Source organism: Citrobacter sp. Cpo065, from assembly GCF_030332805.1.
In the GTDB taxonomy this organism is placed as follows: Bacteria; Pseudomonadota; Gammaproteobacteria; order Enterobacterales; family Enterobacteriaceae; genus Citrobacter; species Citrobacter portucalensis.
On record NZ_JAOWHC010000030.1, the window covers coordinates 1 to 26040 of the forward strand.

The 26040-nt window shown below is 52.8% G+C and carries 25 protein-coding genes; 8 read left to right on the top strand and 17 right to left on the bottom strand.

Going from position 1 to position 26040, the window contains the following annotated elements:
- Positions 1-197 precede the first annotated feature (197 nt).
- Positions 198-635: an acetyltransferase gene (locus OGY68_RS10465; protein ID WP_057069246.1), complete on the bottom strand. Its 438-nt coding sequence runs from the start codon at positions 633-635 to the stop codon at positions 198-200.
- A gap of 158 nt (positions 636-793) precedes the next feature.
- Between OGY68_RS10465 and metA the strand changes: the two genes are divergently transcribed.
- From metA to aceK, 4 genes are all read left to right on the top strand, one after another.
- Entirely contained in the window at positions 794-1723 is a 930-nt protein-coding gene (gene metA / locus OGY68_RS10470; protein WP_057069249.1) for a homoserine O-acetyltransferase MetA, read from the top strand.
- Between the two features lie 268 nt (positions 1724-1991).
- Positions 1992-3593: a malate synthase A gene (aceB, locus tag OGY68_RS10475; RefSeq protein ID WP_286617054.1), complete on the top strand. Its 1602-nt coding sequence runs from the start codon at positions 1992-1994 to the stop codon at positions 3591-3593.
- A 31-nt stretch (positions 3594-3624) separates the two neighbouring features.
- The gene (gene aceA, locus OGY68_RS10480; RefSeq protein WP_003826506.1) at positions 3625-4929 is read left to right on the top strand and encodes an isocitrate lyase; all 1305 of its coding nucleotides are present in this window, start codon (positions 3625-3627) and stop codon (positions 4927-4929) included.
- 102 nt (positions 4930-5031) lie between these two features.
- Positions 5032-6813 carry a bifunctional isocitrate dehydrogenase kinase/phosphatase gene (gene aceK, locus OGY68_RS10485; protein ID WP_057068600.1) on the top strand — a complete coding sequence of 594 codons (1782 nt, stop codon included), beginning with the start codon at positions 5032-5034 and terminating at the stop codon, positions 6811-6813.
- Between the two features lie 86 nt (positions 6814-6899).
- Here aceK and iclR read toward each other — a convergent pair whose 3' ends face one another.
- Positions 6900-7724: a glyoxylate bypass operon transcriptional repressor IclR gene (iclR, locus tag OGY68_RS10490; RefSeq protein WP_057068601.1), complete on the bottom strand. Its 825-nt coding sequence runs from the start codon at positions 7722-7724 to the stop codon at positions 6900-6902.
- Positions 7725-7919: 195 nt separating this feature from the next.
- On the opposite strand from iclR, the gene metH reads away from it, so the two are divergent.
- Together metH and OGY68_RS10500 are read left to right on the top strand one after the other, a co-directional pair.
- On the top strand, positions 7920-11603 hold the full coding sequence (gene metH, locus OGY68_RS10495; RefSeq protein WP_057068603.1) for a methionine synthase: 3684 nt from the start codon (positions 7920-7922) through the stop codon (positions 11601-11603).
- A 220-nt stretch (positions 11604-11823) separates the two neighbouring features.
- The gene (locus OGY68_RS10500; protein ID WP_048236377.1) at positions 11824-13455 is read left to right on the top strand and encodes a Na/Pi cotransporter family protein; all 1632 of its coding nucleotides are present in this window, start codon (positions 11824-11826) and stop codon (positions 13453-13455) included.
- Positions 13456-13570: 115 nt separating this feature from the next.
- Here the strand turns inward: OGY68_RS10500 and pepE are convergent, their stop codons facing one another.
- The 4 genes from pepE to OGY68_RS10520 form a co-directional block, all read right to left on the bottom strand.
- Positions 13571-14260: a dipeptidase PepE gene (pepE, locus tag OGY68_RS10505; protein WP_032942056.1), complete on the bottom strand. Its 690-nt coding sequence runs from the start codon at positions 14258-14260 to the stop codon at positions 13571-13573.
- A 110-nt stretch (positions 14261-14370) separates the two neighbouring features.
- Positions 14371-14649, bottom strand: a complete 279-nt coding sequence (locus OGY68_RS10510) for an addiction module antidote protein (RefSeq protein ID WP_032942057.1) — start codon at positions 14647-14649, stop codon at positions 14371-14373.
- The gene (locus OGY68_RS10515) at positions 14642-14959 is read right to left on the bottom strand and encodes a type II toxin-antitoxin system RelE/ParE family toxin (RefSeq protein WP_032942059.1); all 318 of its coding nucleotides are present in this window, start codon (positions 14957-14959) and stop codon (positions 14642-14644) included. Before OGY68_RS10515 ends, OGY68_RS10510 begins: the two co-directional genes overlap by 8 nt.
- Before the next feature lie 263 nt (positions 14960-15222).
- A complete protein-coding gene (locus OGY68_RS10520; RefSeq protein ID WP_057068606.1) occupies positions 15223-15774 on the bottom strand; it encodes an AAA family ATPase in 552 nt (183 codons plus the stop codon).
- 329 nt (positions 15775-16103) lie between these two features.
- Here OGY68_RS10520 and OGY68_RS10525 point away from each other — a divergent pair, with 329 nt between their 5' ends.
- Positions 16104-16265, top strand: coding sequence for a hypothetical protein (locus OGY68_RS10525; RefSeq protein WP_275150540.1), 162 nt, complete (start codon positions 16104-16106; stop codon positions 16263-16265).
- 49 nt (positions 16266-16314) lie between these two features.
- On the opposite strand, the gene OGY68_RS10530 is transcribed toward OGY68_RS10525, so the two are convergent.
- From OGY68_RS10530 to OGY68_RS10565, 8 genes are all read right to left on the bottom strand, one after another.
- Positions 16315-17127: a shikimate 5-dehydrogenase gene (locus OGY68_RS10530; protein ID WP_057068609.1), complete on the bottom strand. Its 813-nt coding sequence runs from the start codon at positions 17125-17127 to the stop codon at positions 16315-16317.
- Position 17128: 1 nt separating this feature from the next.
- A complete protein-coding gene (gene sorE, locus OGY68_RS10535; RefSeq protein WP_057068612.1) occupies positions 17129-18352 on the bottom strand; it encodes an L-sorbose 1-phosphate reductase in 1224 nt (407 codons plus the stop codon).
- A gap of 68 nt (positions 18353-18420) precedes the next feature.
- Complete coding sequence (locus OGY68_RS10540; protein WP_003031641.1) at positions 18421-19245, bottom strand: PTS system mannose/fructose/sorbose family transporter subunit IID; 825 nt, start codon at positions 19243-19245, stop codon at positions 18421-18423.
- A gap of 11 nt (positions 19246-19256) precedes the next feature.
- Positions 19257-20054 (bottom strand): PTS mannose/fructose/sorbose transporter subunit IIC, encoded by a 798-nt coding sequence (locus OGY68_RS10545; RefSeq protein WP_057068613.1) that lies wholly within the window; start codon positions 20052-20054, stop codon positions 19257-19259.
- A 65-nt stretch (positions 20055-20119) separates the two neighbouring features.
- On the bottom strand, positions 20120-20614 hold the full coding sequence (locus OGY68_RS10550; protein ID WP_048227499.1) for a PTS sugar transporter subunit IIB: 495 nt from the start codon (positions 20612-20614) through the stop codon (positions 20120-20122).
- The gene (locus tag OGY68_RS10555) at positions 20614-21021 is read right to left on the bottom strand and encodes a mannose/fructose/sorbose PTS transporter subunit IIA (protein WP_003031647.1); all 408 of its coding nucleotides are present in this window, start codon (positions 21019-21021) and stop codon (positions 20614-20616) included. Before OGY68_RS10555 ends, OGY68_RS10550 begins: the two co-directional genes overlap by 1 nt.
- 9 nt (positions 21022-21030) lie before the next feature.
- On the bottom strand, positions 21031-21837 hold the full coding sequence (locus OGY68_RS10560; RefSeq protein WP_286617056.1) for an SDR family oxidoreductase: 807 nt from the start codon (positions 21835-21837) through the stop codon (positions 21031-21033).
- A 69-nt stretch (positions 21838-21906) separates the two neighbouring features.
- On the bottom strand, positions 21907-22860 hold the full coding sequence (locus OGY68_RS10565) for a sugar-binding transcriptional regulator (protein ID WP_032942077.1): 954 nt from the start codon (positions 22858-22860) through the stop codon (positions 21907-21909).
- A 343-nt stretch (positions 22861-23203) separates the two neighbouring features.
- Here OGY68_RS10565 and rluF point away from each other — a divergent pair, with 343 nt between their 5' ends.
- Positions 23204-24079, top strand: a complete 876-nt coding sequence (gene rluF / locus OGY68_RS10570) for a 23S rRNA pseudouridine(2604) synthase RluF (RefSeq protein ID WP_008786901.1) — start codon at positions 23204-23206, stop codon at positions 24077-24079.
- On the opposite strand, the gene OGY68_RS10575 is transcribed toward rluF, so the two are convergent.
- The 3 genes from OGY68_RS10575 to OGY68_RS10585 all read right to left on the bottom strand — a co-directional run bounded on the left by OGY68_RS10575 (position 24076) and on the right by OGY68_RS10585 (position 26030).
- Positions 24076-24348, bottom strand: a complete 273-nt coding sequence (locus OGY68_RS10575; protein WP_003826541.1) for a YjbD family protein — start codon at positions 24346-24348, stop codon at positions 24076-24078. The two genes, rluF and OGY68_RS10575, sit on opposite strands and share 4 nt — an antisense overlap.
- Before the next feature lie 73 nt (positions 24349-24421).
- Positions 24422-25180: a DeoR/GlpR family DNA-binding transcription regulator gene (locus OGY68_RS10580; RefSeq protein WP_032942078.1), complete on the bottom strand. Its 759-nt coding sequence runs from the start codon at positions 25178-25180 to the stop codon at positions 24422-24424.
- Entirely contained in the window at positions 25167-26030 is an 864-nt protein-coding gene (locus tag OGY68_RS10585) for a Cof-type HAD-IIB family hydrolase (protein ID WP_057068617.1), read from the bottom strand. Before OGY68_RS10585 ends, OGY68_RS10580 begins: the two co-directional genes overlap by 14 nt.
- Positions 26031-26040 lie beyond the last annotated feature (10 nt).

Here is a 26040-nt window from a genome sequence, read left to right on the forward strand (position 1 = left end):
AGCCCATCCTGACGGATGGGCTTTTTTGCGTCTGTGCGGGATGAAAACCGCCGGATGCGGCGTGCCGCCTTATCCGGCCTGCAGGGGCCGGGCTGAACGTATTTTGTAGGCCTGATAAGCGCAGCGCATCAGGCAACACGTCTGCATACTGCCGGATGCGGCGTATCGCCTTATCCGGCCTACAAAAGCTAGTCCTGCTACCCGCGTACGAGGTTGAGTAACGGGTACGGTCGTCCGAGATCGTCCACCTCTGTACGTCCCGTCACGCTAAATCCCATCTTCTTATAGAATCCAACCGCTTGCTCATTCTGCTCGTTAACGTTGGTTGTTAGCGTTGAACTCATTGATAAAGCATGTTCAATCAGCAGGTTACCAACGCCACTACCACGCACATCCGGATCGACAAACAAAGCATCTATATGCTGGTCGGTCAGGAGCATAAAGGCGACGGGCTCATCCTGTTCTGTCACTGCAACCCACAGAGGGGCTTCTGGTAAAAATGAACGTACCAGCTCCTCCAGCTCAATCCGATAATCCGCAGAGAGGAAATGGTGCGTGGCATCTACTGAGCGACACCAAATAGAAACTAACTTATCTCCTTCGTCCTGACGCGAACGACGAATGGTAAGGTTCATAGCATTCTCCTTTTTTTCTTTACTGCACTATTCTACAGCAAGGAGCCGTGAAACTTTCTCAACTTGAGGATGCAGGCTCGACATTCGCATGATTCCTGGGTATCTTCAGCTATCTGGATGTCTAAACGTTTAAACGTATGTTGTGAGGTTATCAGGTTATGCCAATTCGCGTGCAGGACGAGCTACCCGCCGTCAATTTTTTGCGTGAGGAAAACGTCTTCGTGATGACGACATCCCGCGCTTCCGGTCAGGAAATTCGTCCACTGAAGGTGCTCATCCTTAACCTGATGCCCAAGAAGATTGAAACGGAAAACCAGTTCCTGCGCTTACTGTCTAACTCACCGCTGCAGGTAGATGTTCAGCTATTGCGCATCGATGCCCGCGAGTCACGCAACACCCCAACGGAGCATCTGAATAACTTCTACTGTAATTTCGAGGATATCTGCGATCAGAACTTTGACGGATTGATCGTGACCGGCGCACCGTTGGGCCTGGTTGAATTTAATGATGTGGCTTACTGGTCGCAGATTAAGCAAGTGCTTGAATGGGCCAAAGATCACGTTACCTCGACGCTATTTGTCTGTTGGGCGGTGCAAGCCGCGTTGAATATCCTGTACGGAATTCCCAAGCAAACCCGCACGGACAAACTCTCAGGCGTCTATGAGCACCATATTCTGCACCCTCATGCGCTACTGACGCGTGGATTCGATGATGCGTTCCTGGCCCCGCATTCCCGCTATGCTGATTTCCCTGCAGCGCTTATCCGCGACTACACCGATCTCGAGATTTTTGCTGAAACCGAAGAGGGAGATGCTTACCTGTTTGCCAGCAAAGATAAACGTATCGCCTTCGTGACGGGTCATCCTGAGTATGACGACCATACACTCGGCAGCGAATATTTTCGTGACGTCGAAGCGGGCTTATCGCCGGAAGTACCCTATAACTATTTCCCGAAAGATGACCCGCAAAACAAACCGCGGGCAACCTGGCGTAGCCACGGTAATTTGTTGTTTACCAACTGGCTCAACTATTACGTCTACCAGATCACGCCATATGATCTGCGTCACATGAATCCAACGCTGGATTAATCTTCTGTAGCAGACGATCCTTAAGCGTTTCAGCATATTGAATCAGGCACCTTCGGGTGCCTTTTTTATTTCCGAAACGCACCTCATCGTGTAATTAAATTTTATTTATATTGTTATCAATAGGTTAATTGATAATTAAATTAAAAATGGAAATTGTTTTTGATTTTGAAATTTAAATGAGTAGTCTTAGTTGTGCTGAACGAAAAGCGCACAACGATCCTTCGTTCGCATTGGGGATGTGTTTGGATCAATGACGAGGAACTACGCAATGAATCAACAGGCAACGACAACCGATGAACTGGTCTTCACCAGGCCGCGTGGCGAACAGGAACAGCAAATTCTGACCGCTGAAGCAGTGGAGTTTCTGACTGAACTGGTGACAAGATTTACGCCAAAGCGGAATAAACTTCTGGCTGCACGTATCCAGCAGCAGCAGGATATTGATGACGGTAAGTTGCCTGATTTTATTTCGGAAACAGCTTCCATTCGTGAAGGTAACTGGAAAATTCGCGGAATTCCTGATGATTTACTGGATCGCCGCGTAGAGATCACCGGACCCGTTGAGCGCAAGATGGTCATCAACGCGCTGAACGCGAACGTCAAAGTCTTTATGGCTGACTTCGAAGATTCACTGGCTCCTGAGTGGAGCAAAGTTATCGACGGGCAGATCAACCTGCGCGATGCGGTCAATGGCATCATTAGCTACACCAACGAAGCGGGTAAAATTTATCAGCTCAAGCCTAATCCGGCTCTGTTGGTATGTCGCGTTCGTGGTCTGCATCTGCCGGAAAAACACGTCACCTGGCGTGGCGAATCTATCCCGGGCAGCCTGTTCGACTTTGCCCTCTATTTCTTCCACAACTACAAAACGTTGCTGGCGAAAGGCAGCGGCCCTTATTTCTATCTGCCAAAAACGCAGGCCTGGCAAGAAGCGGCATGGTGGAGCGAAGTGTTCAGCTATGCAGAGGACCGCTTTAACCTGCCGCGCGGCACCATTAAAGCGACCCTGCTGATTGAAACGCTGCCTGCCGTCTTCCAGATGGACGAAATTCTGCACGCCCTGCGTGACCACATTGTGGGTCTGAACTGCGGTCGTTGGGACTACATTTTTAGCTATATCAAAACGCTGAAGAACCACCCGGATCGCGTGCTGCCGGACCGTCAGGTGGTGACGATGGATAAGCCATTCCTCAGCGCCTATTCGCGTCTGCTGATTAAAACCTGTCATAAACGTGGCGCATTCGCGATGGGCGGCATGGCAGCGTTCATTCCCAGCAAAGATGCGGAACGTAACAACCAGGTTTTGACCAAGGTAAAAGCGGACAAAGCACTGGAAGCAAATAACGGTCATGACGGCACATGGATTGCCCATCCGGGACTGGCAGATACCGCCATGGCGGTGTTCAACGACGTACTCGGTGAAAACAAAAATCAGCTGTTCGTGACCCGTGAAGAAGATGCCCCGATTACCGCAGAGCAACTGCTGGCACCTTGTGAAGGTGAGCGTACTGAAGAAGGCATGCGCGCCAATATCCGTGTCGCGGTGCAGTACATCGAAGCGTGGATCTCCGGTAACGGCTGCGTACCGATTTACGGTCTGATGGAAGACGCGGCCACCGCCGAAATCTCCCGTACCTCCATCTGGCAGTGGATCCACCACGAGAAGACGCTCAGCAACGGCAAGCCGGTTACCAAACCGCTGTTCCGTCAGATGCTGGCCGAAGAGATGCTGGTGATTCAGGACGAGCTGGGCGAACACCGCTACAGCAGCGGGCGTTTTGACGATGCCGCGCGCCTGATGGAGCAAATCACTACCTCTGATGAACTGATCGATTTCTTGACCCTGCCAGGCTACCGCCTGCTGGCGTAATCCACCACATAACAATATGGAGCATCTGCACATGAAAACCCGTACTCAACAAATCGAAGAATTACAGAAAGAATGGACTCAACCGCGCTGGGAAGGCATCACCCGTCCATATAGCGCGGAGGAAGTGGTGAAATTACGTGGCTCGGTCAACCCGGAATGCACGCTGGCGCAGCTTGGCGCGGCGAAAATGTGGCGTCTGCTGCACGGCGAATCGAAGAAAGGTTATATCAACAGCCTCGGCGCGCTGACCGGCGGTCAGGCGCTGCAGCAGGCGAAAGCCGGTATTGAAGCGGTCTACCTTTCAGGCTGGCAGGTGGCGGCAGATGCCAACCTGGCATCCAGCATGTACCCGGACCAATCGCTGTATCCGGCGAACTCCGTCCCGGCGGTGGTTGATCGGATCAACAACACATTCCGTCGCGCTGATCAGATCCAATGGTCAACCGGTATTGAGCCGAACGATCCTCGCTATGTCGATTACTTCCTGCCGATCGTTGCCGATGCGGAAGCAGGGTTTGGCGGCGTACTGAACGCGTTTGAACTGATGAAATCGATGATTGAGGCTGGTGCAGCGGCCGTTCACTTCGAAGATCAGCTCGCATCGGTGAAAAAATGTGGTCACATGGGCGGCAAAGTGCTGGTTCCGACGCAGGAAGCTATCCAGAAACTGGTGGCCGCCCGTCTGGCAGCCGACGTCATGGGTGTGCCGACGCTGGTGATTGCACGTACCGATGCCGACGCAGCCGATCTGATTACGTCTGATTGCGACCCATACGACAGCGAGTTCATCACTGGCGAACGTACCAGCGAAGGGTTCTACCGTACGCATGCGGGTATTGAGCAGGCGATCAGCCGTGGTCTGGCCTACGCACCGTATGCGGATCTGGTGTGGTGTGAAACCTCCACGCCGGACCTTGAACTGGCGAAGCGCTTTGCCGATGCGATCCACGCGAAATACCCAGGCAAACTGCTGGCTTACAACTGTTCGCCGTCGTTTAACTGGCAGAAAAACCTGGATGACAAAACCATTGCCAGCTTCCAGCAGCAGCTGTCGGATATGGGTTACAAATACCAGTTCATTACCTTGGCGGGTATCCACAGCATGTGGTTCAACATGTTCGACCTCGCGCACTCCTATGCGCAGGGTGAAGGCATGCGCCACTATGTTGAGAAGGTTCAGCAGCCAGAATTTGCGGCAGCTAAAGACGGTTACACCTTCGTCTCCCATCAGCAGGAAGTGGGCACAGGTTACTTCGACAAAGTCACCACCATCATTCAGGGCGGAGCTTCCTCGGTGACCGCGCTGACCGGCTCGACCGAAGAATCGCAGTTTTGATTAATGCCCGGTGGCGCTGCGCTTACCGGGCCTACGAGGGGATGTAGGCCGGATAAGCGAACGCGCCATCCGGCATGACGTTGTGCCGGATGGGAGACATTGATGACGCGTGGCCTGGAATTACTGATTGCTCAGACTATCTTGCAAGGTTTCGACGCCCAGTACGGGCGTTTTCTGGAAGTTACCTCCGGCGCGCAGCAGCGTTTTGAACATGCCGACTGGCATGCGGTTCAGCAGGCGATGAAAAGCCGTATTCACCTTTACGATCATCACGTGGGTCTGGTGGTGGAGCAGTTGCGCTGCATTACTGACGGCAAAAGTACCGACGCGGATTTTTTACTTCGCGTGAAAGAGCATTACACCCGGCTACTGCCGGATTACCCGCGCTTCGAGATTGCGGAGAGTTTCTTTAACTCCGTTTACTGTCGGTTATTTGACCACCGCTCGCTGACTCCCGAGCGGCTGTTTATTTTCAGTTCTCAGCCAGAGCGCCGTTTTCGCACGATCCCACGTCCCCTGGCGAAAGACTTTTTTCCGGATACCGGCTGGGAGTGGCTGCTGACGCGCGTCCTTAGCGATCTGCCCCTGCGTCTGCCGTGGCAGAACAAACATCGTGATATCCACTACATCATCGAACACCTGACCGAAACCCTGGGAGCGGATGTGTTGTCGGGCTGCCATTTACAGGTGGCGAACGAACTGTTTTATCGCAACAAGGCCGCCTGGCTGGTCGGTAAGCTGATTACTCCTTCGGGGACGCTACCGTTTTTACTGCCAATCCACCGGACTGATGAAGGCGAATTGTTTGTCGATACCTGTCTGACCACGACGGCGGAGGCGAGCATTGTGTTTGGCTTCGCCCGCTCCTATTTTATGGTTTACGCCCCTTTGCCCGCGGCGCTGGTGGAGTGGCTGCGCGAGATCCTGCCCGGTAAAACCACCGCCGAACTGTACATGGCGATTGGCTGTCAGAAACACGCGAAGACCGAAAGTTACCGCGAATATCTGCTCTATCTTGCCCATTGCTATGAGCAATTTATTGAAGCGCCTGGGATCCGCGGCATGGTGATGTTGGTGTTTACGCTGCCGGGTTTTGACCGGGTGTTTAAAATCATCAAAGACAAATTTGCCCCGCAAAAAGAGATGTCTGCCGCCCACGTCCGCGCCTGCTATCAACTGGTCAAAGAACACGATCGTGTTGGGCGGATGGCTGACACCCAGGAATTCGAGAATTTTGTGCTGGAGAAACGGCAAATCGATCCGGCGCTGATGGCGCTGTTATTGCAGGAAGCCCCGGAAAAAATTACCGATCTCGGCGATCAGATCGTCATTCGCCATCTGTATATTGAACGACGGATGGTGCCGCTGAATATCTGGCTGGAGCAGGTCGAAGGTCAGCAACTGCGCGATGCCATTGAAGAGTATGGCAACGCCATTCGTCAGCTGGCCGCCGCCAACATTTTCCCCGGTGATATGCTATTTAAGAACTTCGGCGTGACCCGTCACGGGCGTGTGGTGTTCTACGATTACGATGAAATCTGCTACATGACGGAGGTGAATTTCCGCCATATCCCGCCGCCACGCTACCCGGAAGATGAGATGAGCGCTGAGCCGTGGTACAGCGTATCGCCGGGAGATGTCTTCCCGGAAGAATTTCGTCACTGGCTATGTGCCGACCCGCGTATAGGGCCGCTATTTGAAGAGATGCACGCTGACCTGTTCAGCGCTGACTACTGGCGCGGCCTACAGACGCGCATCAAAAACGGTCACGTGGAAGATGTTTACGCCTACCGACGTCGGCAGCGGTTCAGCGTGCGTTATGAAACCGACCGTAGGCCGGATAAGGTACTTGCGCCGCCATCCGGCAATGTGCGCCGTGCCTGATGCGCTACGCTTATCAGGCCTACAAATCTGCCCTAACCTTAGATAGCAGGCCGGGTAAGGCGTAGCTGCCACCCGGCAACCCCATCTTAGCGAAATCCGCCGTACGCCAGCGTTACTTCTTTCGCCGCTTTGATCGCCATGGCGCCAAACTCGGTCACGCGATCGTCGGTAATACGAGAAATGGGTCCGGAGATGGAAATCGCAGCGAACGGCTCGCGGTGCTCGTCATAAATGCACGACGCCACGCAGCGCAGACCCAGCGCATGTTCCTCATCATCAAAGGAATAGCCGCGCTTGCGCGTCTGGGCCAAATCCTCTTTCAGATGCACTGGCGACACCAGCGTGGCGTGTGTATAAGCATGCAGGCCTTTACGGTGCAGCAGGCCAGTCACTTGTTCTTCGCTCAGTTGGGATAAAAACGCCTTACCCGCACCGGAGGCGTGCATCGGCAGCTTGCCGCCGATAGGCGCGGACATGCGCATCAGTTGGGTGCACTGCACCTGGTCGATAATAATGGCCTGATGATCGCTTTGATCCAGCACGGCCAGGTTTACCGTCTCACCGGAATCTTCCATCAGCTTGCGCAGGATCGGATGGACAATCGCCAGCAGATTACGGCTTTGCAAAAAGCTGCTGCCGACGATGAACGCATGCGCACCTACGGCCCAGTGGCCTAATTCACCTACCTGACGGACAAAACCCAGCTGCTGCATGGTGGTCAGCAAACGGTGAGTCGTGGAGTTTGGCAGGCCAGCCTGCTGCGCCAGCTCGGTCAACGCCACGCTGCCGTTGGATTCCGCAATCCACTCCAGCAGCTTCAGACCGCGGGTCAGAGACTGAACCTGCCCGGTTGCAGGCGCAGTAGCGGCGGCGGGTTTTCTACCGCGTTTCGCGGGGACAGTGGCTACCATGGCAGACTCCTTTTCTGTATCGTGGAAATCATTTTCGTTTTATTCAATTATAATGCAAGAATTCCTGTACTGATCGGATGAGTGAAGCTGAACATGTCTCATGTTGGCCGTTGTTCTCTTTTCCGCCTCTCAGGTTTGTGCCAGTATGACCTGTTGAGTTTTTTTCGGTCTGGTTGAGCGTTGTCGGGAGCGAGTGTGAGCAGCAAAGTAGAACAATTACGTCAGCAGTTAAATGAACGTATTCTGGTGCTGGACGGCGGTATGGGCACCATGATCCAGGGATATCGTCTGAGCGAAGAGGATTTCCGCGGCGAACGCTTTGCCGACTGGCCGTGCGATCTGAAAGGTAACAACGACTTGTTGGTGCTCAGCAAACCGGAGGTCATCGCCGCCATCCATAACGCCTACTTTGAGGCGGGCGCGGATATCATCGAAACCAACACCTTTAACTCGACGACTATCGCCATGGCGGATTACCAGATGGAATCCCTGTCGGCGGAAATCAACTTTGCGGCAGCCAAACTGGCGCGTGCGGCGGCTGACGAATGGACGGCGCGCACGCCGGAAAAACCGCGCTACGTCGCGGGCGTGCTCGGCCCAACGAACCGTACGGCGTCTATCTCGCCTGATGTTAACGACCCGGCTTACCGCAACATTACCTTTGATCAGCTGGTGGCCGCCTACCGTGAATCCACCAAAGCGCTGGTGGAAGGCGGCAGTGACCTGATCCTGATTGAAACCGTCTTCGATACTCTGAACGCCAAAGCCGCTATTTTCGCGGTTAAAACCGAATTTGAAGCGCTGGGCGTTGAGCTGCCGATTATGCTCTCCGGCACCATCACCGATGCTTCCGGGCGTACGCTCTCCGGCCAGACTACCGAAGCATTCTACAACTCCCTGCGCCACGCCGATGCGCTGACCTTCGGTCTGAACTGCGCCTTAGGCCCGGACGAGCTGCGCCAGTACGTGCAGGAACTGTCGCGCATTGCTGAATGCTACGTCACCGCGCACCCGAACGCCGGTCTGCCGAACGCCTTTGGTGAATACGATCTCGACGCCGACACCATGGCGGCGCAGATTCGCGAGTGGGCTGAGGCCGGTTTCCTGAATATCGTCGGCGGCTGCTGCGGCACCACGCCGGAACATATCGCCGCCATGAGCCGCGCAGTGGATGGCTTACCGCCGCGCCGCTTGCCGGAAATCCCGGTTGCCTGCCGCCTTTCCGGCCTTGAGCCGCTGAACATCGGCGACGACAGCCTGTTTGTGAACGTTGGCGAGCGTACCAACGTCACCGGTTCGGCGAAGTTTAAACGCCTGATCAAAGAAGAGAAATACAGCGAAGCGCTGGACGTCGCTCGTCAGCAGGTGGAAAGCGGCGCGCAGATCATCGATATCAACATGGATGAGGGGATGCTCGACGCCGAAGCGGCAATGGTGCGTTTCCTCAACCTGATCGCCGGTGAGCCGGATATCGCCCGCGTACCGATTATGATCGACTCCTCGAAATGGGACGTTATCGAGAAAGGGCTGAAGTGCATTCAGGGTAAAGGCATCGTTAACTCCATCTCGATGAAAGAGGGGGTTGAGACCTTTATCCATCACGCGAAGCTGCTGCGTCGCTACGGTGCCGCGGTGGTGGTGATGGCCTTTGACGAGCAAGGGCAGGCCGACACCCGCGCACGTAAAATTGAGATCTGCCGTCGGGCGTACAAAATTCTTACCGAAGAGGTGGGCTTCCCGCCGGAAGACATCATCTTCGACCCAAACATCTTTGCTGTCGCGACCGGTATTGATGAGCACAACAATTACGCGCAGGACTTTATCGGCGCGTGTGAAGACATCAAACGCGAGCTGCCGCACGCACTGATCTCCGGCGGCGTTTCTAACGTTTCATTCTCGTTCCGTGGCAACGACCCGGTACGTGAAGCCATTCACGCGGTATTCCTCTACTACGCCATTCGCAACGGCATGGACATGGGGATCGTCAACGCCGGACAGCTGGCTATTTACGACGACTTGCCCGCCGAGCTGCGCGATGCTGTTGAAGATGTGATCCTCAACCGTCGTGACGATGGCACCGAACGACTGCTGGAGCTGGCAGAGAAATATCGCGGCAGTAAAACCGACGACACGGCGAATGCCCAGATGGCGGAGTGGCGCACCTGGGACGTGAAAAAGCGCCTCGAATACTCGCTGGTGAAAGGCATTACCGAGTTTATTGAGCTGGATACCGAGGAAGCGCGCCAGCAGGCTGCGCGTCCGATCGAAGTTATTGAAGGACCGCTGATGGACGGCATGAACGTCGTTGGCGATCTGTTCGGCGAGGGCAAAATGTTCCTGCCGCAGGTGGTGAAATCCGCCCGCGTGATGAAGCAGGCGGTGGCGTACCTCGAACCGTACATTGAGGCCAGCAAAGAGAAAGGCTCCAGCAACGGCAAAATGGTCATCGCGACTGTGAAGGGCGATGTGCACGATATCGGCAAAAACATTGTCGGCGTGGTGCTGCAATGTAACAACTACGAGATCGTCGATCTTGGCGTGATGGTGCCCGCGGAGAAAATCCTCAGAACGGCGCGTGAAGTGAATGCCGACTTGATAGGCCTTTCCGGGCTGATTACCCCATCGCTGGACGAAATGGTCAACGTGGCGAAAGAGATGGAGCGTCAGGGATTCACTATTCCGCTGCTGATTGGCGGCGCGACCACCTCAAAAGCACACACGGCGGTGAAAATTGAGCAGAACTACAGCGGCCCGACGGTGTACGTGCAGAACGCCTCGCGTACCGTTGGCGTGGTGGCTGCGCTGCTCTCTGACACCCAGCGTGATGACTTTGTCGCCCGTACGCGTAAAGAGTACGAAACCGTGCGTATCCAGCATGCGCGTAAGAAACCGCGTACCCCGCCAGTAACGTTACAGGCTGCCCGCGACAACGATCTGGCCTTCGACTGGGAAAACTACACCCCGCCGGTGGCGCACCGTCTGGGCGTGCAGGAAGTGGAAGCCAGCATCGAAACTCTGCGCAATTACATCGACTGGACGCCGTTCTTTATGACCTGGTCGCTGGCCGGGAAATACCCGCGCATTCTCGAAGATGAGGTAGTAGGAGAAGAGGCGAAGCGCCTGTTCAAAGACGCTAACGACATGCTGGATAAACTCAGCACCGAGAAGACCCTGAATCCGCGCGGCGTAGTGGGGTTATTCCCGGCAAACCGCGTGGGTGACGACATCGAGATTTACCGTGACGAGACGCGTACGCACGTCATCAACGTGAGCCATCATCTGCGCCAGCAGACGGAAAAAGTCGGTTTCGCCAACTACTGCCTGTCTGACTTTGTTGCGCCGAAACTGAGTGGCAAAGCGGATTATATCGGTGCTTTCGCGGTTACTGGTGGTCTTGAGGAAGATGCGCTGGCGGACGCCTTTGAAGCCCAGCATGACGACTACAACAAGATCATGGTGAAAGCGATCGCTGACCGTCTGGCGGAAGCGTTCGCAGAATATCTGCATGAGCGCGTGCGTAAAGTCTACTGGGGCTATGCGGCGAATGAGAACCTCAGTAACGAGGAGCTGATCCGCGAAAACTACCAGGGGATTCGCCCGGCACCAGGCTATCCGGCGTGCCCGGAACACACCGAAAAAGCCACCATCTGGGAACTGCTGGATGTGGAAGCGCACACCGGGATGAAGCTCACCGAATCCTTCGCCATGTGGCCAGGCGCGTCGGTTTCCGGCTGGTATTTCAGTCATCCGGACAGCAAGTACTACGCCGTGGCGCAAATCCAGCGCGATCAGGTTGAAGATTATGCCTTCCGTAAAGGGATGAGCGTGGCGGAAGTGGAGCGCTGGTTAGCGCCGAACCTCGGCTATGACGCCGACTGATTCACAAAACTGTCATCTTTCTTTACAACAAACAGGGCGCTCAATGAGTGCCCTGTCTCTTTATTACGTTTAAACCCTTATACTGAAAGGGGGCCGTTGCCGGATGGCGGCGTAAACGCCTTATCCGGCCTACATAGGGATGATTTGTAGGCCTGATAAGCGCAGCGCCATCAGGCAAATGAGCCTCAAAAAACCATAAAAATAAGGAGAACCTGATTCCGTGTTAACTCTGTTACACCTGCTTTCTGCTGTATCTATGCTGGTTTGGGGTACGCATATTGTGCGTACCGGCGTGATGCGCGTCTTCGGCGCCCGTTTGCGTACCGTGCTCAGCCGTAGTGTTGAAAAGAAGCCGCTCGCCTTTTGTGCGGGTATCGGCGTAACGGCGCTGGTGCAAAGCAGCAACGCCACCACCATGCTGGTGACCTCGTTTGTTGCACAAGATCTCGTGGCGCTTACCCCTGCGCTGGTCATAGTGCTGGGTGCCGACGTGGGGACCGCGCTGATGGCGCGTATCCTGACCTTCGATCTCTCCTGGCTGTCACCACTGCTGATTTTTATCGGCGTGATCTTCTTTCTCGGCCGTAAGCAGTCCCGCGTGGGGCAACTGGGGCGGGTCGGTATTGGGCTGGGGTTGATTTTGCTGGCGCTGGAGCTGATTGTGCAGGCGGTAACGCCGATCACCCAGGCTAATGGTGTACAGGTTATTTTTGCCTCGCTCACTGGCGATATTATGCTCGATGCGCTGATTGGCGCCATGTTTGCGATTATCAGTTACTCCAGCCTGGCGGCGGTGCTGCTGACGGCCACGCTGACCGCGGCAGGTATTATCTCGTTCCCGGTGGCGTTGTGTCTGGTGATTGGTGCCAACCTCGGGTCCGGCCTGCTGGCGATGTTGAATAACAGCGCCGCTAACGCCGCAGCACGCCGTGTGGCGCTCGGTAGCCTGCTATTTAAGCTGGTGGGGAGCCTGATTATCCTGCCGTTTGTTCATCCGCTGGCCAATCTGATGGATGAACTGCCGCTGCCGAAATCTGAACTGGTTATCTATTTCCACGTCTTCTACAACCTGGTGCGCTGCGTGGCGATGGTGCCGTTTGCCGAACCGATGGCGCGTTTTTGTAAGCGCATCATCCGCGATGAGCCGGAGCTGGATGCACATCTGAAACCCAAACATCTGGACGTCAGCGCGCTGGATACGCCGACGCTCGCGCTGGCCAATGCCGCCCGTGAAGCCCTGCGTATCGGCGACGCGATGGAGCAGATGATGGACGGGCTGAAGAAAGTAATGCACGGCGAGCCACGTGAAGAGAAAGAGCTGCGCAGGATGGCGGACGACATTAACGTGCTGTACACGGCAATTAAGCTCTATCTGGCGCGGATGCCAAAGGATGAGCTAGCTGAAGAGGAATCGCGCCGTTGGGCGGAGATTATCGAAATGTCGCTCAACCTTGAACAGGCTTCCGATATTGTCGAACGTATGGGCAGCGAGATAGCCGATAAGTCGCTGGCTGCTCGCCGGGCATTCTCTGTCGAAGGGCTGAAAGAACTGGATGCGCTCTACGATCAGTTGCTCAGCAATCTGCAACTGGCGATGTCGGTGTTCTTCTCAGGAGATGTGACCAGTGCCCGTCGTCTGCGCCGCAGCAAGCACCGCTTCCGTATTCTCAATCGTCGTTATTCGCATGCGCACGTTGACCGTTTGCATCAGCAGAATGTGCAGAGCATCGAAACCAGCTCCTTGCACCTGGCGCTGTTGGGCGATATGCAGCGTCTGAACTCGCTGTTTTGTTCCGTGGCTTACAGCGTGCTGGAACAGCCGGATGAAGACGATGGACGGGATGATTTTTGAGTGAGGTGAAGCAGTAGGCAGGATAAGGCATTTATGCCACCATCCGGCAATGTTGTCGTCGATCTTGTAGGCCGGATAAGGCGAAGCCGCCATCCGGCATCAGACAACAAATCAACTAAAAGCAGTGGCCCGCTTCAACGGCAACCGCTTCTTCACCCGCTTTAAAGATATACGTGGTGTTCGGGCCGCCGAGCACGGATTGACCGTTACTTACCTTAATCCAGTTCCCTTCCGGCAGGCCAATCACCGTCAGCTCCGGTGCCACAACCAGCAGCTCGCGGATACGCTGTTCACGCGTTTCGCCTTTGTGGCCTTCCGGCAGCGCGTTGGTGAAGTGTGGGTTAATTTGCAGCGGGAACAGACCCAGCGCATCAAAACCTTTTGGATCGACAATCGGCATGTCGTTGGTAGTGCGGATGGTCTGGCAGGCAAGGTTGGAACCTGCGCTCCAGCCGATGTACAGCGCACCGCGTTTGACGACATCCACAATCGGAGCCAACAGACCGCGCTCGCGGCTTTCTTTCAGTAACTGGAAGGTATTACCCCCGCCGACAATCACCAGCTCTGCGTTTTCAATAGCGGCAATCGGGTCGGCAACGGTATGAATACCCGTAACGTTGACGCCCATTGGCGCAAAGATGGCTGCCGTTTTCGCCGTGTACTCATCCCAGGTTTGCGTCACGCCAGCGAACGGAATAAACACCGCCGTACGGCGACCATTCAGTTGTTCAGCAATCAGCGGCAGCGCATGTTCCATCCAGCCTTTGCCCGGCAGCGTCGAGTTACTCAATAAAAGCAGTTCCATCATTTCTCCATGTAATCAGAAAATTACAAACCGCGCTAATGCTACCACTATCAGCCAAACGCCTTACTGATATGGCTCACGATGTTGGAAGGGGGAGATAGAAGCTGAGGCTATTTTTTAAGTGTCAATTCAATGCCGAGTACCTTCATCACTGCAAGGGTGGTTTTCAGCGTCGGGTTACCTTTCTCGCTAAAAGAGCGATAAAGCTGCTCGCGGGATAATCCCGTTTCTGCCGCAATGTTCGCCATTCCCTTAGCGCGAGCTACCACGCCCAGTGCTTTTGCAATGTATGCTGCATCGCCTGTTTCGAGGGCATCGGCCATAAACACGGCAATTTCTTCATCATCAACCAGCGCAGTCGCGGGATCGTAGTGAGTAAGTTTATTCATGGCAGAAGATCTCCTGTGAATCCAGTGTACGGGCGAGCATTTTTGCAAGAGTAATATCGTTGGCTTGTGAGCTTTTATCGCCCCCACATAACAAAATGATGATGCGGCAACCTTGCTGTTTAAAGTAAATCCTGTAGCCAGGACCGTAAGAAATGCGCATTTCGCTGACGCCTTCCCCAACAGGTTTAACATCACCAGCTAAACCATTAGCCAGACGAAAAAGGCGTGTGGCAATGAGCGTTTTAGCTCTCCTGTCCCGTAGGTTTTGCTCCCAACGCCGGAAAACCATTGTCTGAAGAATTTCCATGATGACGTTTCATGTATTTTATAAACTACATTATGAATTGACAAGTTGAGACTAGAGAGTAAAAAAATGGGGAGTAAGGGGAAATGCTTGCTGGAGGAAACAGGAAAGTGTCTCGCAATAATACGTAGTTTTTCAGGATGCTGCGGTTGATACGAGAATCGATGATAGGGGATTGGGAGGGCTTTGTGCCAGGAGCGGAAGCTATATGTCCACTAGAATATGACAGATTCATGCATGGTGATTCACCACTACACGTAGTTGCCGTCTTAGCAGGGTTTTATCCTGGAAAGAATAAAATCCACTCGCTCTTCTACAGAAACACATGGTAATTCAATCAACTGATAGTCATACATACGGTATGTTTTTACCATTGCGTGATATGTCGCGATGGCAACATCGAAAGATTGTTTGCGCTCTGTGTCCTGTACATATATTTCACGCCAGGGTGGTGCAATAAATACGATTCGGTTATAGCGAAATTTCTTGATGGCGTTTTCCAGATGCCTCGGTATGGTAAGTTCAGAAAGACGTAAATAACCTACAACATCAGGAACACCACGATCAAAGAAGCAGGGTTGTGTATGCCCTTCCGCTTCATGCCACGAACGCATTTCCCAGGATAGCATCAGATCTGCAAATGCAGTCTGGTTGGCCCACGGTAATGCATCGCCGCCGATGTTAACCTGGTCTTGGATCACACCTCTTCCAGCTTCTTTAGAACACCAAAACCCTCGTTTTATAATCGTATCAATTATCGTGCTTTTGCCTGACCCTGGGCCACCAGTCAGAATGAATCGATGCTGAAACGCTGAAGACATTGAACTCTCCCAAACCTTCTTAGACGCGATGATTTAGCAATTGATGGCGTACTTTTTGCGTATCGTCATATTACCTGCTGATGGCATGACTAACTACGTTTTATCCCCATTTTAATGTCCGCTATTCTCTCATGATGGCATGACTAACTACGTTTTATCCCCATTTTAATGTCCGCTATTCTCTCATTTCACAGGCCGATCTACTTTATTTCTCACTCGCCGAGGCGTTCCGCCATCTTGATTGTAGCCATCTCACTACTGAAGAAAATCTGGCGCTATCGTTTGGCTGTGAAGAGGCGCTGGCAGGGTTGTACCAGACGCTGAATTTTATGGGCGAAAGCCTGCTGACCATGGCGGGTGAAGGTCAGGAACATTTTGCGTATGAGAGCATATGCCAGTTAGGACACAGTCTGGTCAACATCAGCCAATTGATTCCCGCGCTGGCGCAGTTGGAAGCGGAAGCTGACCAGCAACTGTTCGCTGTTGCATAGTACCTAAAATAGACAGAGCGCCCATCCCTGGCGCTCTGTTCCTGCTTCTTTACCCCGCCCGCGCAAATTCTGCCGCTTCGGCGATTAGCGCGTCATCCGGGCGTACGCCGGTGTACATGGCGAACTGCTCTACGGCCTGTAAGGCAATCACCTCTGCGCCGCTGATGGTCTTTTTACCTAATTGCTGTGCCAGTTTGATTACCGGTGTTTCCGGCGGCAGGGCGACGACGTCAAACACCACGCTGGCGGCAGCGACCATTGCTTCGCTGTAGGCCAGCTCATCGCTCTCTTTACCGCCAGCCATGCCGACGGGCGTCACGTTGACCAGAATATCGCAGGTAATCCCTTCCGGCTGCGGTTGCCACTGGAAACCGTACTGTTTTGCCAGCGCCGGGCCGCTCTCCCGGTTACGGGCAGCGACGATCACATCGCGAAAACCGGCATCGCGAAATGCGGCAATGACCGCTTTACCCATTCCTCCGCTGCCGCGGATCATGACGCGCGCGCTGCTATTGAGCTGGTGGCTGGCAATCAGGCTTTTTACCGCAATGTAGTCGGTGTTAAATCCTGTCAGCGTACCGTTGTCATTGACGATGGTGTTAACGGAGTCAATGACTTTTGCGGAAGGATCGATGGCATCCAGAAACGGCATGCAGCTATCTTTAAACGGCATAGAGACCGCACAGCCGCGAATCCCGAGTGCGCGAACGCCTTTGACTGCGGCCTCAATATCCTGCGTAGTAAAGGCTTTGTAGATAAAATTTAACCCTAATTTTTCATACAGATAGTTATGAAAGCGTGTGCCAAAGTTGCCGGGGCGACCGGCAAGCGACATGCACAACTGGGTGTCGCGGTTAATCATGTTAAATTTCCTCGGCGTGAGACAATATGTACTGTTCGGCTTCCTGCGACCAGATCCCCTGATGACGCTCCAGGATAGCGCGCAAGGCCGGATCGTCAATCTGGGTGAGCGCAGTTAACGGCAATGCTTTTCCGGTGTAAACCAGTTTTTTACCTCCACCGACCTGCGGCAGTTCCAGCGTTGTTTCACCTGCCGCATTCAATCCCAGAATGTGCGTCACCACTTTTGCCGCCTGAACTTTCTTCTCTTCGATCAGTTTTACCGCCGTGCGCATGTCGTCGGTATTGCCGCCAGATGTCCCAACATAATGGGTGAAGGCATAGTGCACGTCGTAGAAGTTAATCGGCGCGCTAAACTGCTTATCCTGCGGACCGGCAAAGAAGTTCATGCAACCATCGGCAGCCAGCAAAGAAGAGGCCAGCGTAACCAACTGTTCGTTGGGCACAAACACAAAGATGTCATCAAACCCGTGCCCGCCGCTCAACGCCATCAAGGTGTCATAACCTGCATCCTGGGCGTGGAGATAATGGATCAACGTTTGTGGTTCTGATGGATAGTGCTTGCGGGCGTAGTTCAACTTGTCGTGATTGGTGTCGGTTACCACCAGCAGCGCCGGGTTAACCGGACCATGCAGCGCGTAGTCGATTGCCAGCAGTCCCATTGGCCCGGTGCCGCCGAGTATCAGTGTACGCCCCTGCGGACGAATGCCCATATTGTGGTTATAAGTGCCTTCCTGTAGGTGATAGTTGGCGTTGAATGCGCCAATCACGCAGGACAGCGGCTCAACCAACGAGCCTTCAAAATAGGTTTCACCTTCGTAGGCTAACAGGCAGTCCTGCTCCATGACTTCATCTGGAATGATGACGTGCGTGGCTTCACCACCTACCCACGGGAAGGAGTAGCCGGGGCAGTCCGGGCGATCCGGCAGTTGCAGGTTAGCCTGAATGACATAGCGCTGGCCGGGCTGAAACTTATGCTGCCATTTTTTGCCTACGGCAATGATATCGCCGCAAAACTCGTGACCGATGATGATCGGGTTGGTGGCCACATCGTCCGGCACCTTTTTGTGGTTCTCGCCCTGGTTAGCCTCTTTCCAGGAAGAAAGGCACAGGCTGTCGGTTACGACTGAGGCCAGAATTTCATCGTCCTGCATTTCAGGAAGATCGAAGGTTTCCAGGCGCAGATCGCGTTTACCATAAAGGCGTAAAGCTGTTGTTGTTTGCATTGTTACCACCTCTTCCTCTTTCGAGGACTATTTGTTGAAGTAGCCCCGGCATCGCCGGGGCGAAAAAATCAGGACAGGAAGCCCAGCGCGTTACCGATAATTCCCAGCGCAAACAGGGCGAAGATCAGCCATACCGGGTTAATTTTCTTGTTGAGCAGACGCACCATCAGCAGCGTCAGACCCAGCGCCAGCAGGCCGGGGCAGAGTTGGTCGAGAATGTTCTGCACGGTCATGGTGACGGTGGTGCCGTCTGCGCCAGGCGTTTGCGATACCACCAGCGGCACGTTGATGCTGGTCCATTTAGTGACCAACACCCCCATGACAAACAGGCCGAGAATCGATGCGCCTTCGGTCAGTTTCTGCAGCAGGTTGCCGCCCATGTCGCTGACGATATTGACCCCTTTACGAAAGCCAAGCTGTAAGCCGTACCACTTCATGGCAAGACGTACTGCATTGAAAATAAAGAAGAACAATAGTGGGCCGAGAATGTTTCCGGACAGCGCCAGCGATGCGCCGAGCGCGGCGGTAATCGGGCGCAATGTTCCCCAGACCAACGGGTCGCCAACACCGGCCAGCGGGCCCATCAGCCCAACTTTGATGCCGTTGATGGCACCGTCGTCAATTTCCGCACCATTGGCACGAGCTTCTTCCATCGCGGCGGTCACGCCAATCACCGGGCCGCAAACGGCAGGCGTGGTGTTGAAAAACACCAGGTGGCGTTTGAGTGCCGCAACCTGGTCCTCTTTCAGCGGATACAGGCGCTTGATGGCAGGGATCATGTCGTAGCAAAAGCCCAGCCCATGAATGCGTTCAAAGTTAAATGACGCCTGTTGCAGGTTGGAGCGAACAAACATGCTAAACAGGTCGGATTTGGTCAGTTTTTTCTGTTCCATGGCTGGCTCCATTAGTCATCAAGCTGATCGAGAGCTTGAGAAGAGGCGGGTTGCACCTGCGGTTCGGCTTTACGCCACTGTGGGTTCAACTGGATGTAGACCAGCGCGATAATCACACCAACCCCACCGAAAGCCAGCAGGCTCAAATCGAGATAACCCCCAGCGATAAACCCGAGGAAGAAGAAGGGCATCAGGTACTTCACGCCCATCATGCGCAGCACCATGGCGTAGCCGACCACCACGATAAAGCCACCGGCAATCTGCAATCCGCGGGTGACGAATTCCGGAATGGCGTTGAGCATATTGCTGACCATATCGGCGCTGACAAACAGCGAGACGATTAATGCAGGGATGGCAACGCGCAGCGCCTGTACGCCGAGAGCGGAAACGTGCAGCATGTCGATGGTGCGAAAGCGGGCGTCTTCGGCTGCTTTATCCGCCGCGTGCTGGAACACCACGGTGATGGTTCGGGCGAATACCGTCAGCACCTGACCTGCCGCCGCGACTGGCAGGGCGATGGCGATACCGGTAGCAATGCTTTGCTGACCGACGATAACCAGAATGGCGGAGATAATACTGGCGAGCGCCGAATCGGGAGACTGCGCTGCGCCGACGTTCATCCAGCCAAGGGCGATTAACTCCAGCGTGCCGCCGAGCATAATCCCGGTTTTTAAATCACCGAGGATCAGGCCGATAACGGTACAAGCAATTAGCGGACGGTGGGTCTGAAACTCATCCAGCACGCTGCCCATTCCGGCAATACAGGAAAATAGGAATATGGCGATAATTTGTAGGGTACTTATTTCCATAATATGTCACCTTGTGAATGTGATCATCCCTGCCTGTTAAAGCATAAGTACACAGGCATTTTTATTTATTCAGCGAACGATTGTTCTTCTATTTTTTCGAGAATATTAATAGATGGATCGGATGCGACAACGCGTAAATCCAGCGTAACACCCAGTTTATCTAACTCACGAAACGCATTAATGTCGTCGCTGTCTAAAGAAACGGCTTTGGTTAATTGTTTTTTACCTGGTCGCCAGGCCATGCCGCCAATATTTAACGTGGCAATTTTTACCCCTTGTTTTACCATTGCTAATGCATCCTGTGGACGGGTAAATAGATAAAAAACGGTTTCGTTCTGGTATTGCGGATTATGATAAACCGCGACCGCCTTTTCGATATTAACGACGTTCACTTTCATTCCCGGTGGGGCAGCCTGACGTAATAATGTGCGGCGTACTTCATCGTTATAAACGTCGTCATTACAGATAATAATCCGTTGGGCATTCGCCACCTTCGACCAGACGGTGGTGACCTGACCGTGGATCAGGCGGTCATCAATACGAGCAAGGGTAATGTTCATCAGAAATCCTCTTCGGCCGTTTCCAGATGCTTCCAGACGACACAGGTTTGTTGAGCAATGGTCGTCAGGTGTTCGCACAGTTCATCTACATTCATACTGCTTTGGTTGTCTACCAGCTCCAGCGCCAACGGCAGTGATAACCCGCTAATGACCCGTATCGCCGGATTGTGCATCGCCAGCGTCGCGGCAGCATTCCAGGGACTGCCACACTGTAAATCGACGGCAATCAGCCATTCATCGCCAGTGTGAATGCTTACTAACTTTTTTAGCTTTTCCACAATGTCGCTGGCGTTCTCTCCGGGAACAAATGCCACGGCTTCAACGTTGGCATCACCGTAGACCATCTGTACCGATTCCAGCATGGCGCAGGCCAGTTTGCCGTGAGCACAGAAGATTGCATTGACCATAAAACCTCCTTAGCCGCGCGTTTTTCCGCCCGCAATGTTAGTGGTTACTCCGGTGATGTAACTGGCGCGCTCAGATAAAAGATAACAAACAAAATCAGCGACTTCGCTTAAGCGCCCTGACCGACCAATCGGGATCGCGTTCTTGGTGTAGCCCTCGCGCAGCTGTTCGACGGTGATGTTGCGGGTCCAGGCCAGCGCTTTTTCATACTCGGGAGTCCGCAGTCCGGTTTTTTCCAGAATGCCAGGTGCAATACCAACCACGCGAATGCCGTGTTTGCCCAACTCTTTCGACCAGGAGCGGGTAAAGCTATTCAACGCGGCTTTAGTGGCGGCATAGCAGCTTTGGCCCTCAGAGCCTTCCAGTCCGCTTTCTGAAGAGACATTCACAATCACGCCGTTACGCTGTTTTATCATTTGGCGTGCCGCTGCCTGCGACATTAAGAACACACCTTTCTGGTTGATATTAACCATTTTTTCGAAAGCAGCTTCGTTGAGTTCGTATTGCCCGGCGGGTGCTTTTTCATCGACCAGCAGACGCGGAAAATTAACGCCAGCATTATTTACCAGCCCATCAATACGTCCGTAGCGTTGGATAAGTTCAGCGACAGTATGATTAACCTCTTTGGCACTGGAAATATCCGTTGGCCAGAAATGATACCCGTCATGGCTATCGTATTTACCTTCTCCGCCATGAATATCTGCCATTTGTACATTAGCGCCTTGCGCTAATAACTCTTCGACAATCGCCAGACCAATTCCGGATGCGCCACCGGTAACAATAATGACTTTGCCCTGCAAGTTTAACCACGTTTGCATAATAAACTCCCGATTCAGATAAGGGGATCCCACATAAAATTAATTATGGCAGGACCAATTAGAATTTATTTACTTCAACAATAATTCAGCGGTATGGCTGTTGGTAACTAAACAGTTAATATAATTCCCACGTAATGCGCCTAATATCCCACTGTATTTTTCTTCACCCATTGCAATGCCAATGGAGTAACGCGCCTGTTTTAATTTATTGGTTTCGATGGAGAGCGTCTTTTCACTCATATTGGTCTCTACGGTTACACCGTTGATATCGTAAAAGCGCGAGCAAATGTCTCCGGCAACCTGGCGGGCATGCAGGTCATCACTCTCTTCACTGCCGTAAAAAGCGTGCCAGTTGGCGCCATCACGTATCGCCGGAGATCCAATCCCGACCAGCGCGATGTCCAGATTATCCCAGTACGCGGAAATCGATTTAAAATGTCGTGACTGCATGATCCCGTTACGGATCAGCGGGTTTTCCAGCAGTGCCGGGAAATCTGCCAGGTGTGATTCCCCTTTGAGCTTTGCCGCAGCGCCGTAGGTCAGCGTATTGACATGGTAGCGGCTTTCAAGCTTGCCGGATGGTCCGCCGATAATCGGCACACAGATCAGCTGGCGCGACTGGCTGGCAGGAGATAATCCTTCCACCAGTCCCCGTACCGCGCGGCCCCATGAGAACCCGATAATGTCCCCAGGTTCCAGTAAGCGTTCCAGCAACTGCGCGCCATGTACGCCCATCATATTAAGTTGTTCATCTTCCTGCTCGCTGTCGCAGGAGACTACGACCGCCTCTTTCAGGCCAAATTTCTGTTTTAGCTGCTGTTCCAGCCACAGATTTTCGTTGTAGTCGTAATTAATGGCGATGGTGACGATACCCTGCTCGCGTCCACGTTTTAGTAACCGGCTGATCGTGGTGCGATAAATACCCAGCTCGCGGGCGATTTGCGCTTGTGTCATATCCTGTTCGTAATACAACTGCGCTATTTTTACGATCAGGCGGATATCATCGCTGTTTTCCGTCGCCATTTTTGGACTCCTGCACATTTGTGCAAATCACGAAATTGCCTTCTTGATCTGATATAACCCCATCTGTTCTCCATCTCAAAGCTATTTTCACTTATTTCAGCGCCCTGAAATGACCGATTGTGTTGCACATTTGATGTGGTGATGGCGCGTTGTCGGCACAGATGTGCATACCTCTCTAATGTATTGATTCTGCTTGTTTTCACTCAACAAAATTGCAGGGATGGATCGCTGACACTTTTGTGTCAAAAGGTGTGACGGATCACAAATAGCGCGTGGACAGTCGAACACGATTATTTTTTATCGTCCGCAAGGTAGGGTATATTTCGCTGTCAAAGGAGAAACTATGCTGCCCGACTCATCCATCCGATTAAATAAATACATCAGTGAAAGCGGAATCTGCTCGCGCCGCGAGGCGGATCGCTTTATCGAACAAGGGAATGTCTTCCTGAATGGTAAACGCGCCACCATCGGCGATCAGGTGATGCCTGGCGACGTCGTAAAAGTAAATGGTCGGTTGATTGAGCCGCGTGAAGCGGAAGATCTGGTTTTTATCGCGCTGAATAAGCCGGTAGGGATTGTCAGCACCACCGAAGACAGCGAACGCGACAACATTGTTGATTTCGTGAATCACAGCAAGCGCGTGTTTCCAATTGGTCGTCTGGACAAAGATTCTCAGGGACTTATCTTTCTGACCAACCACGGCGACCTGGTGAATAAAATCCTGCGTGCCGGTAACGATCACGAAAAAGAATATCTGGTGACGGTCGATAAGCCGGTCACTGATGACTTTATCCGTGGTATGGGGGCCGGTGTGCCCATTCTCGGTACCGTCACCAAAAAATGTAAGGTGAAGAAAGAAGCGCCGTTTGTGTTTCGTATTACGCTGATTCAGGGGCTTAACCGTCAGATCCGTCGTATGTGCGAACACTTTGGCTATGAAGTTACCAAGCTTGAGCGTACGCGTATCATGAACGTTGGTTTGTCTGGTCTGCCGCTTGGTGAATGGCGCGACCTGACAGATGACGAACTGATCGATCTGTTCAAGCTGATTGAGAACTCGTCCTCAGAAGCCAAACCGAAGGCGAAAGCGAAGCCAAAAACCGCAGGCATTAAGCGTCCGGTGGTGAAAATCGAAAAATCAGCGGAGAAAGAGAAATCGCGCCCGGCGGCAAATGGTAAGCGTTTTACTTCGCCGGGACGTAAGAAGAAGGGACGTTAACGTCTGCCGCGCGTCGGCGTATTTGCTGACCAGGAAAACGATGCTTCCGCATCCGGTTTATAGGCCTGCTTTTTCTTCAACTGGCGGGCTTTTTTAGCTTCTGCTTCGCGCAAGGCCATCAGTTTATCGATGTACTCTTTCTTGATGCTGTTGGTCTCTGCGTTGGTCAGCAGACGACCATGTGCAATGCGCGCGCGGTCGAGCAGCGTTTTCAGTTCACGCTGTTCGCGCTCGGTCATCTCTTTTTGGGTAATGCGGGGGAGTGCCATAAGGGTGCCCTCTGTTAGCCGATATCCTCAGTGTACGGTAATCCAGAACCTGCTGATAGCGTCATGTATTGTATTATTCAGCAATACGTAATTTTCCGGCGAAGTCCTGCTGTGTATAGCCCGTTGTTCTGAATCGTTTGTCTGTGATGATGTTATCGATCTCTTTTAATGTGGCGATACACATCACTCCGTCCTGGCCAAATTTTGTATGGTCGGCAAGAATTACCGACTTTTTACTCATAGCAATCATTGATTTGGCAACATAGGCTTCATCGAAGCTTTTCACCAGGACACCATGTTGAGGTGAAATACCACCCGCGCCGATGAAGCAGATATCTGCGTGAATAGTGTTTATTTGCTGACAAACGGAGACGCCGAGATTGGCACGGAAATGGTAGTCATATTCACCACCTAATACATAAACGCGCGCTTTAAGATTATGTTCTTTTATTTTATCGGCAATTAAGGCTGAGTTAGTAATAACGGAGTAGGCCAGAGGAGGTAATTGTTCGGCCAGAATAAGATTTGTTGTACAGGAGTCAATGAATAGAGTGTCGTGCTCGCTGACCATCCCGGCGGCAAGTTTACCAATTGCCATTTTTTCTTCGCGGTGTATATCAATCCGCGCGCCAAATTCATCTTCCTGAACAACCTGCTTTTTGACGGCTCCGCCGTGAATCTTGGTAATTTGCCCTTCAGACTCCAGTATGGAGAGATCGCGGCGAATGGTCTCTGATGTGACTTTTAGCGTTTCCGATAATTTGATAACCGTCACTTCACCGAATTTATTTAATTCATCGAGGATATGTTTTCTTCTTTTAATCGGGTTCATTATTTTCCGCCAACGTCGTGCTTTGGCGCATGGTAACTGGATGTGCAGAGCAACGCAACCACTCCAGCGCACAGACAATACCCTCATCATCATTAGAGGCCGTCACATAGCTGGCTTGTCGTTTTACTACCTCAGGCGCATTCCCCATTGCAATACCAATGCCGGCGGCGGAAAACATACTGATATCGTTTTGCTGGTCGCCAATCGCCGCAACTTTATCGGCTGTTATATTTAGCTGGTGCATTAACATGCTAATAGCATAACCTTTATTTATTTCGCTACGTTGGATATCAATGTAATTCTCCCCAGTGATAGTCGCTGTATAACCATAAGGCAATTTATTATTCACGTCTGCACACAACGCATTTATTTTTAACTGCTCAGAAACGAGTGTGATTTTATAAATATCTTGTCGGTTTAAAATATTACCGGGTGCTGCAGGAATAAGTGGTAATTCAAATAAACGGGCTTCATAAGTTGTCCATGGCGCTACCTGTAGGTCGCAACGATGATAAATAGCATCGGCGCTAAAAAAGTGATGAGGGCAGAGGGAAAGTGCAATATGTCGGTCAATATCCCGAAGATTCATACAAGAGAGCGCTGCAGTATGAATATTGCGCTGCTGCGCCATCTCGAGGATCTGACCTCCGTTAAAGCCTGCGCACCAGCCAAACAGAGCATTAACCTGCTGCTGCTGTAGCAGGCGCATCATAGAGGAGACCGGTCTGGCGGAACAGGCGGCCAACAGGCCACCGCGCTGGTGGAATTCTACGAGTGCTTGACGAGTGCGTGGACTGATTGTCTTTTGCGAAGTCAGTAGTGTTCCATCCAGATCGGTGACCAGTAACATGCTTTTTTTC

Coding starts and splice junctions, on each gene's coding strand:
- pepE (WP_032942056.1), bottom strand. CDS start 14,260: ATGGAACTGCTTTTATTGAGTAACTCGACGCTGCCGGGCAAAGGCTGG.
- OGY68_RS10530 (WP_057068609.1), bottom strand. CDS start 17,127: ATGATTAACCGCGACACCCAGTTGTGCATGTCGCTTGCCGGTCGCCCC.
- OGY68_RS10585 (WP_057068617.1), bottom strand. CDS start 26,030: ATGTTACTGGTCACCGATCTGGATGGAACACTACTGACTTCGCAAAAG.
- aceB (WP_286617054.1), top strand. CDS start 1,992: ATGAATCAACAGGCAACGACAACCGATGAACTGGTCTTCACCAGGCCG.
- aceK (WP_057068600.1), top strand. CDS start 5,032: ATGACGCGTGGCCTGGAATTACTGATTGCTCAGACTATCTTGCAAGGT.
- OGY68_RS10555 (WP_003031647.1), bottom strand. CDS start 21,021: ATGGTCAATGCAATCTTCTGTGCTCACGGCAAACTGGCCTGCGCCATG.
- OGY68_RS10560 (WP_286617056.1), bottom strand. CDS start 21,837: ATGCAAACGTGGTTAAACTTGCAGGGCAAAGTCATTATTGTTACCGGT.
- OGY68_RS10575 (WP_003826541.1), bottom strand. CDS start 24,348: ATGGCACTCCCCCGCATTACCCAAAAAGAGATGACCGAGCGCGAACAG.
- OGY68_RS10540 (WP_003031641.1), bottom strand. CDS start 19,245: ATGGAACAGAAAAAACTGACCAAATCCGACCTGTTTAGCATGTTTGTT.
- OGY68_RS10465 (WP_057069246.1), bottom strand. CDS start 635: ATGAACCTTACCATTCGTCGTTCGCGTCAGGACGAAGGAGATAAGTTA.
- aceA (WP_003826506.1), top strand. CDS start 3,625: ATGAAAACCCGTACTCAACAAATCGAAGAATTACAGAAAGAATGGACT.
- OGY68_RS10550 (WP_048227499.1), bottom strand. CDS start 20,614: ATGAACATTACCCTTGCTCGTATTGATGACCGCCTGATCCACGGTCAG.
- rluF (WP_008786901.1), top strand. CDS start 23,204: ATGCTGCCCGACTCATCCATCCGATTAAATAAATACATCAGTGAAAGC.
- iclR (WP_057068601.1), bottom strand. CDS start 7,724: ATGGTAGCCACTGTCCCCGCGAAACGCGGTAGAAAACCCGCCGCCGCT.
- OGY68_RS10545 (WP_057068613.1), bottom strand. CDS start 20,054: ATGGAAATAAGTACCCTACAAATTATCGCCATATTCCTATTTTCCTGT.
- OGY68_RS10510 (WP_032942057.1), bottom strand. CDS start 14,649: ATGAATAAACTTACTCACTACGATCCCGCGACTGCGCTGGTTGATGAT.
- OGY68_RS10525 (WP_275150540.1), top strand. CDS start 16,104: ATGGGCGAAAGCCTGCTGACCATGGCGGGTGAAGGTCAGGAACATTTT.
- OGY68_RS10520 (WP_057068606.1), bottom strand. CDS start 15,774: ATGTCTTCAGCGTTTCAGCATCGATTCATTCTGACTGGTGGCCCAGGG.
- OGY68_RS10565 (WP_032942077.1), bottom strand. CDS start 22,860: ATGGCGACGGAAAACAGCGATGATATCCGCCTGATCGTAAAAATAGCG.
- sorE (WP_057068612.1), bottom strand. CDS start 18,352: ATGCAAACAACAACAGCTTTACGCCTTTATGGTAAACGCGATCTGCGC.
- OGY68_RS10580 (WP_032942078.1), bottom strand. CDS start 25,180: ATGAACCCGATTAAAAGAAGAAAACATATCCTCGATGAATTAAATAAA.
- metA (WP_057069249.1), top strand. CDS start 794: ATGCCAATTCGCGTGCAGGACGAGCTACCCGCCGTCAATTTTTTGCGT.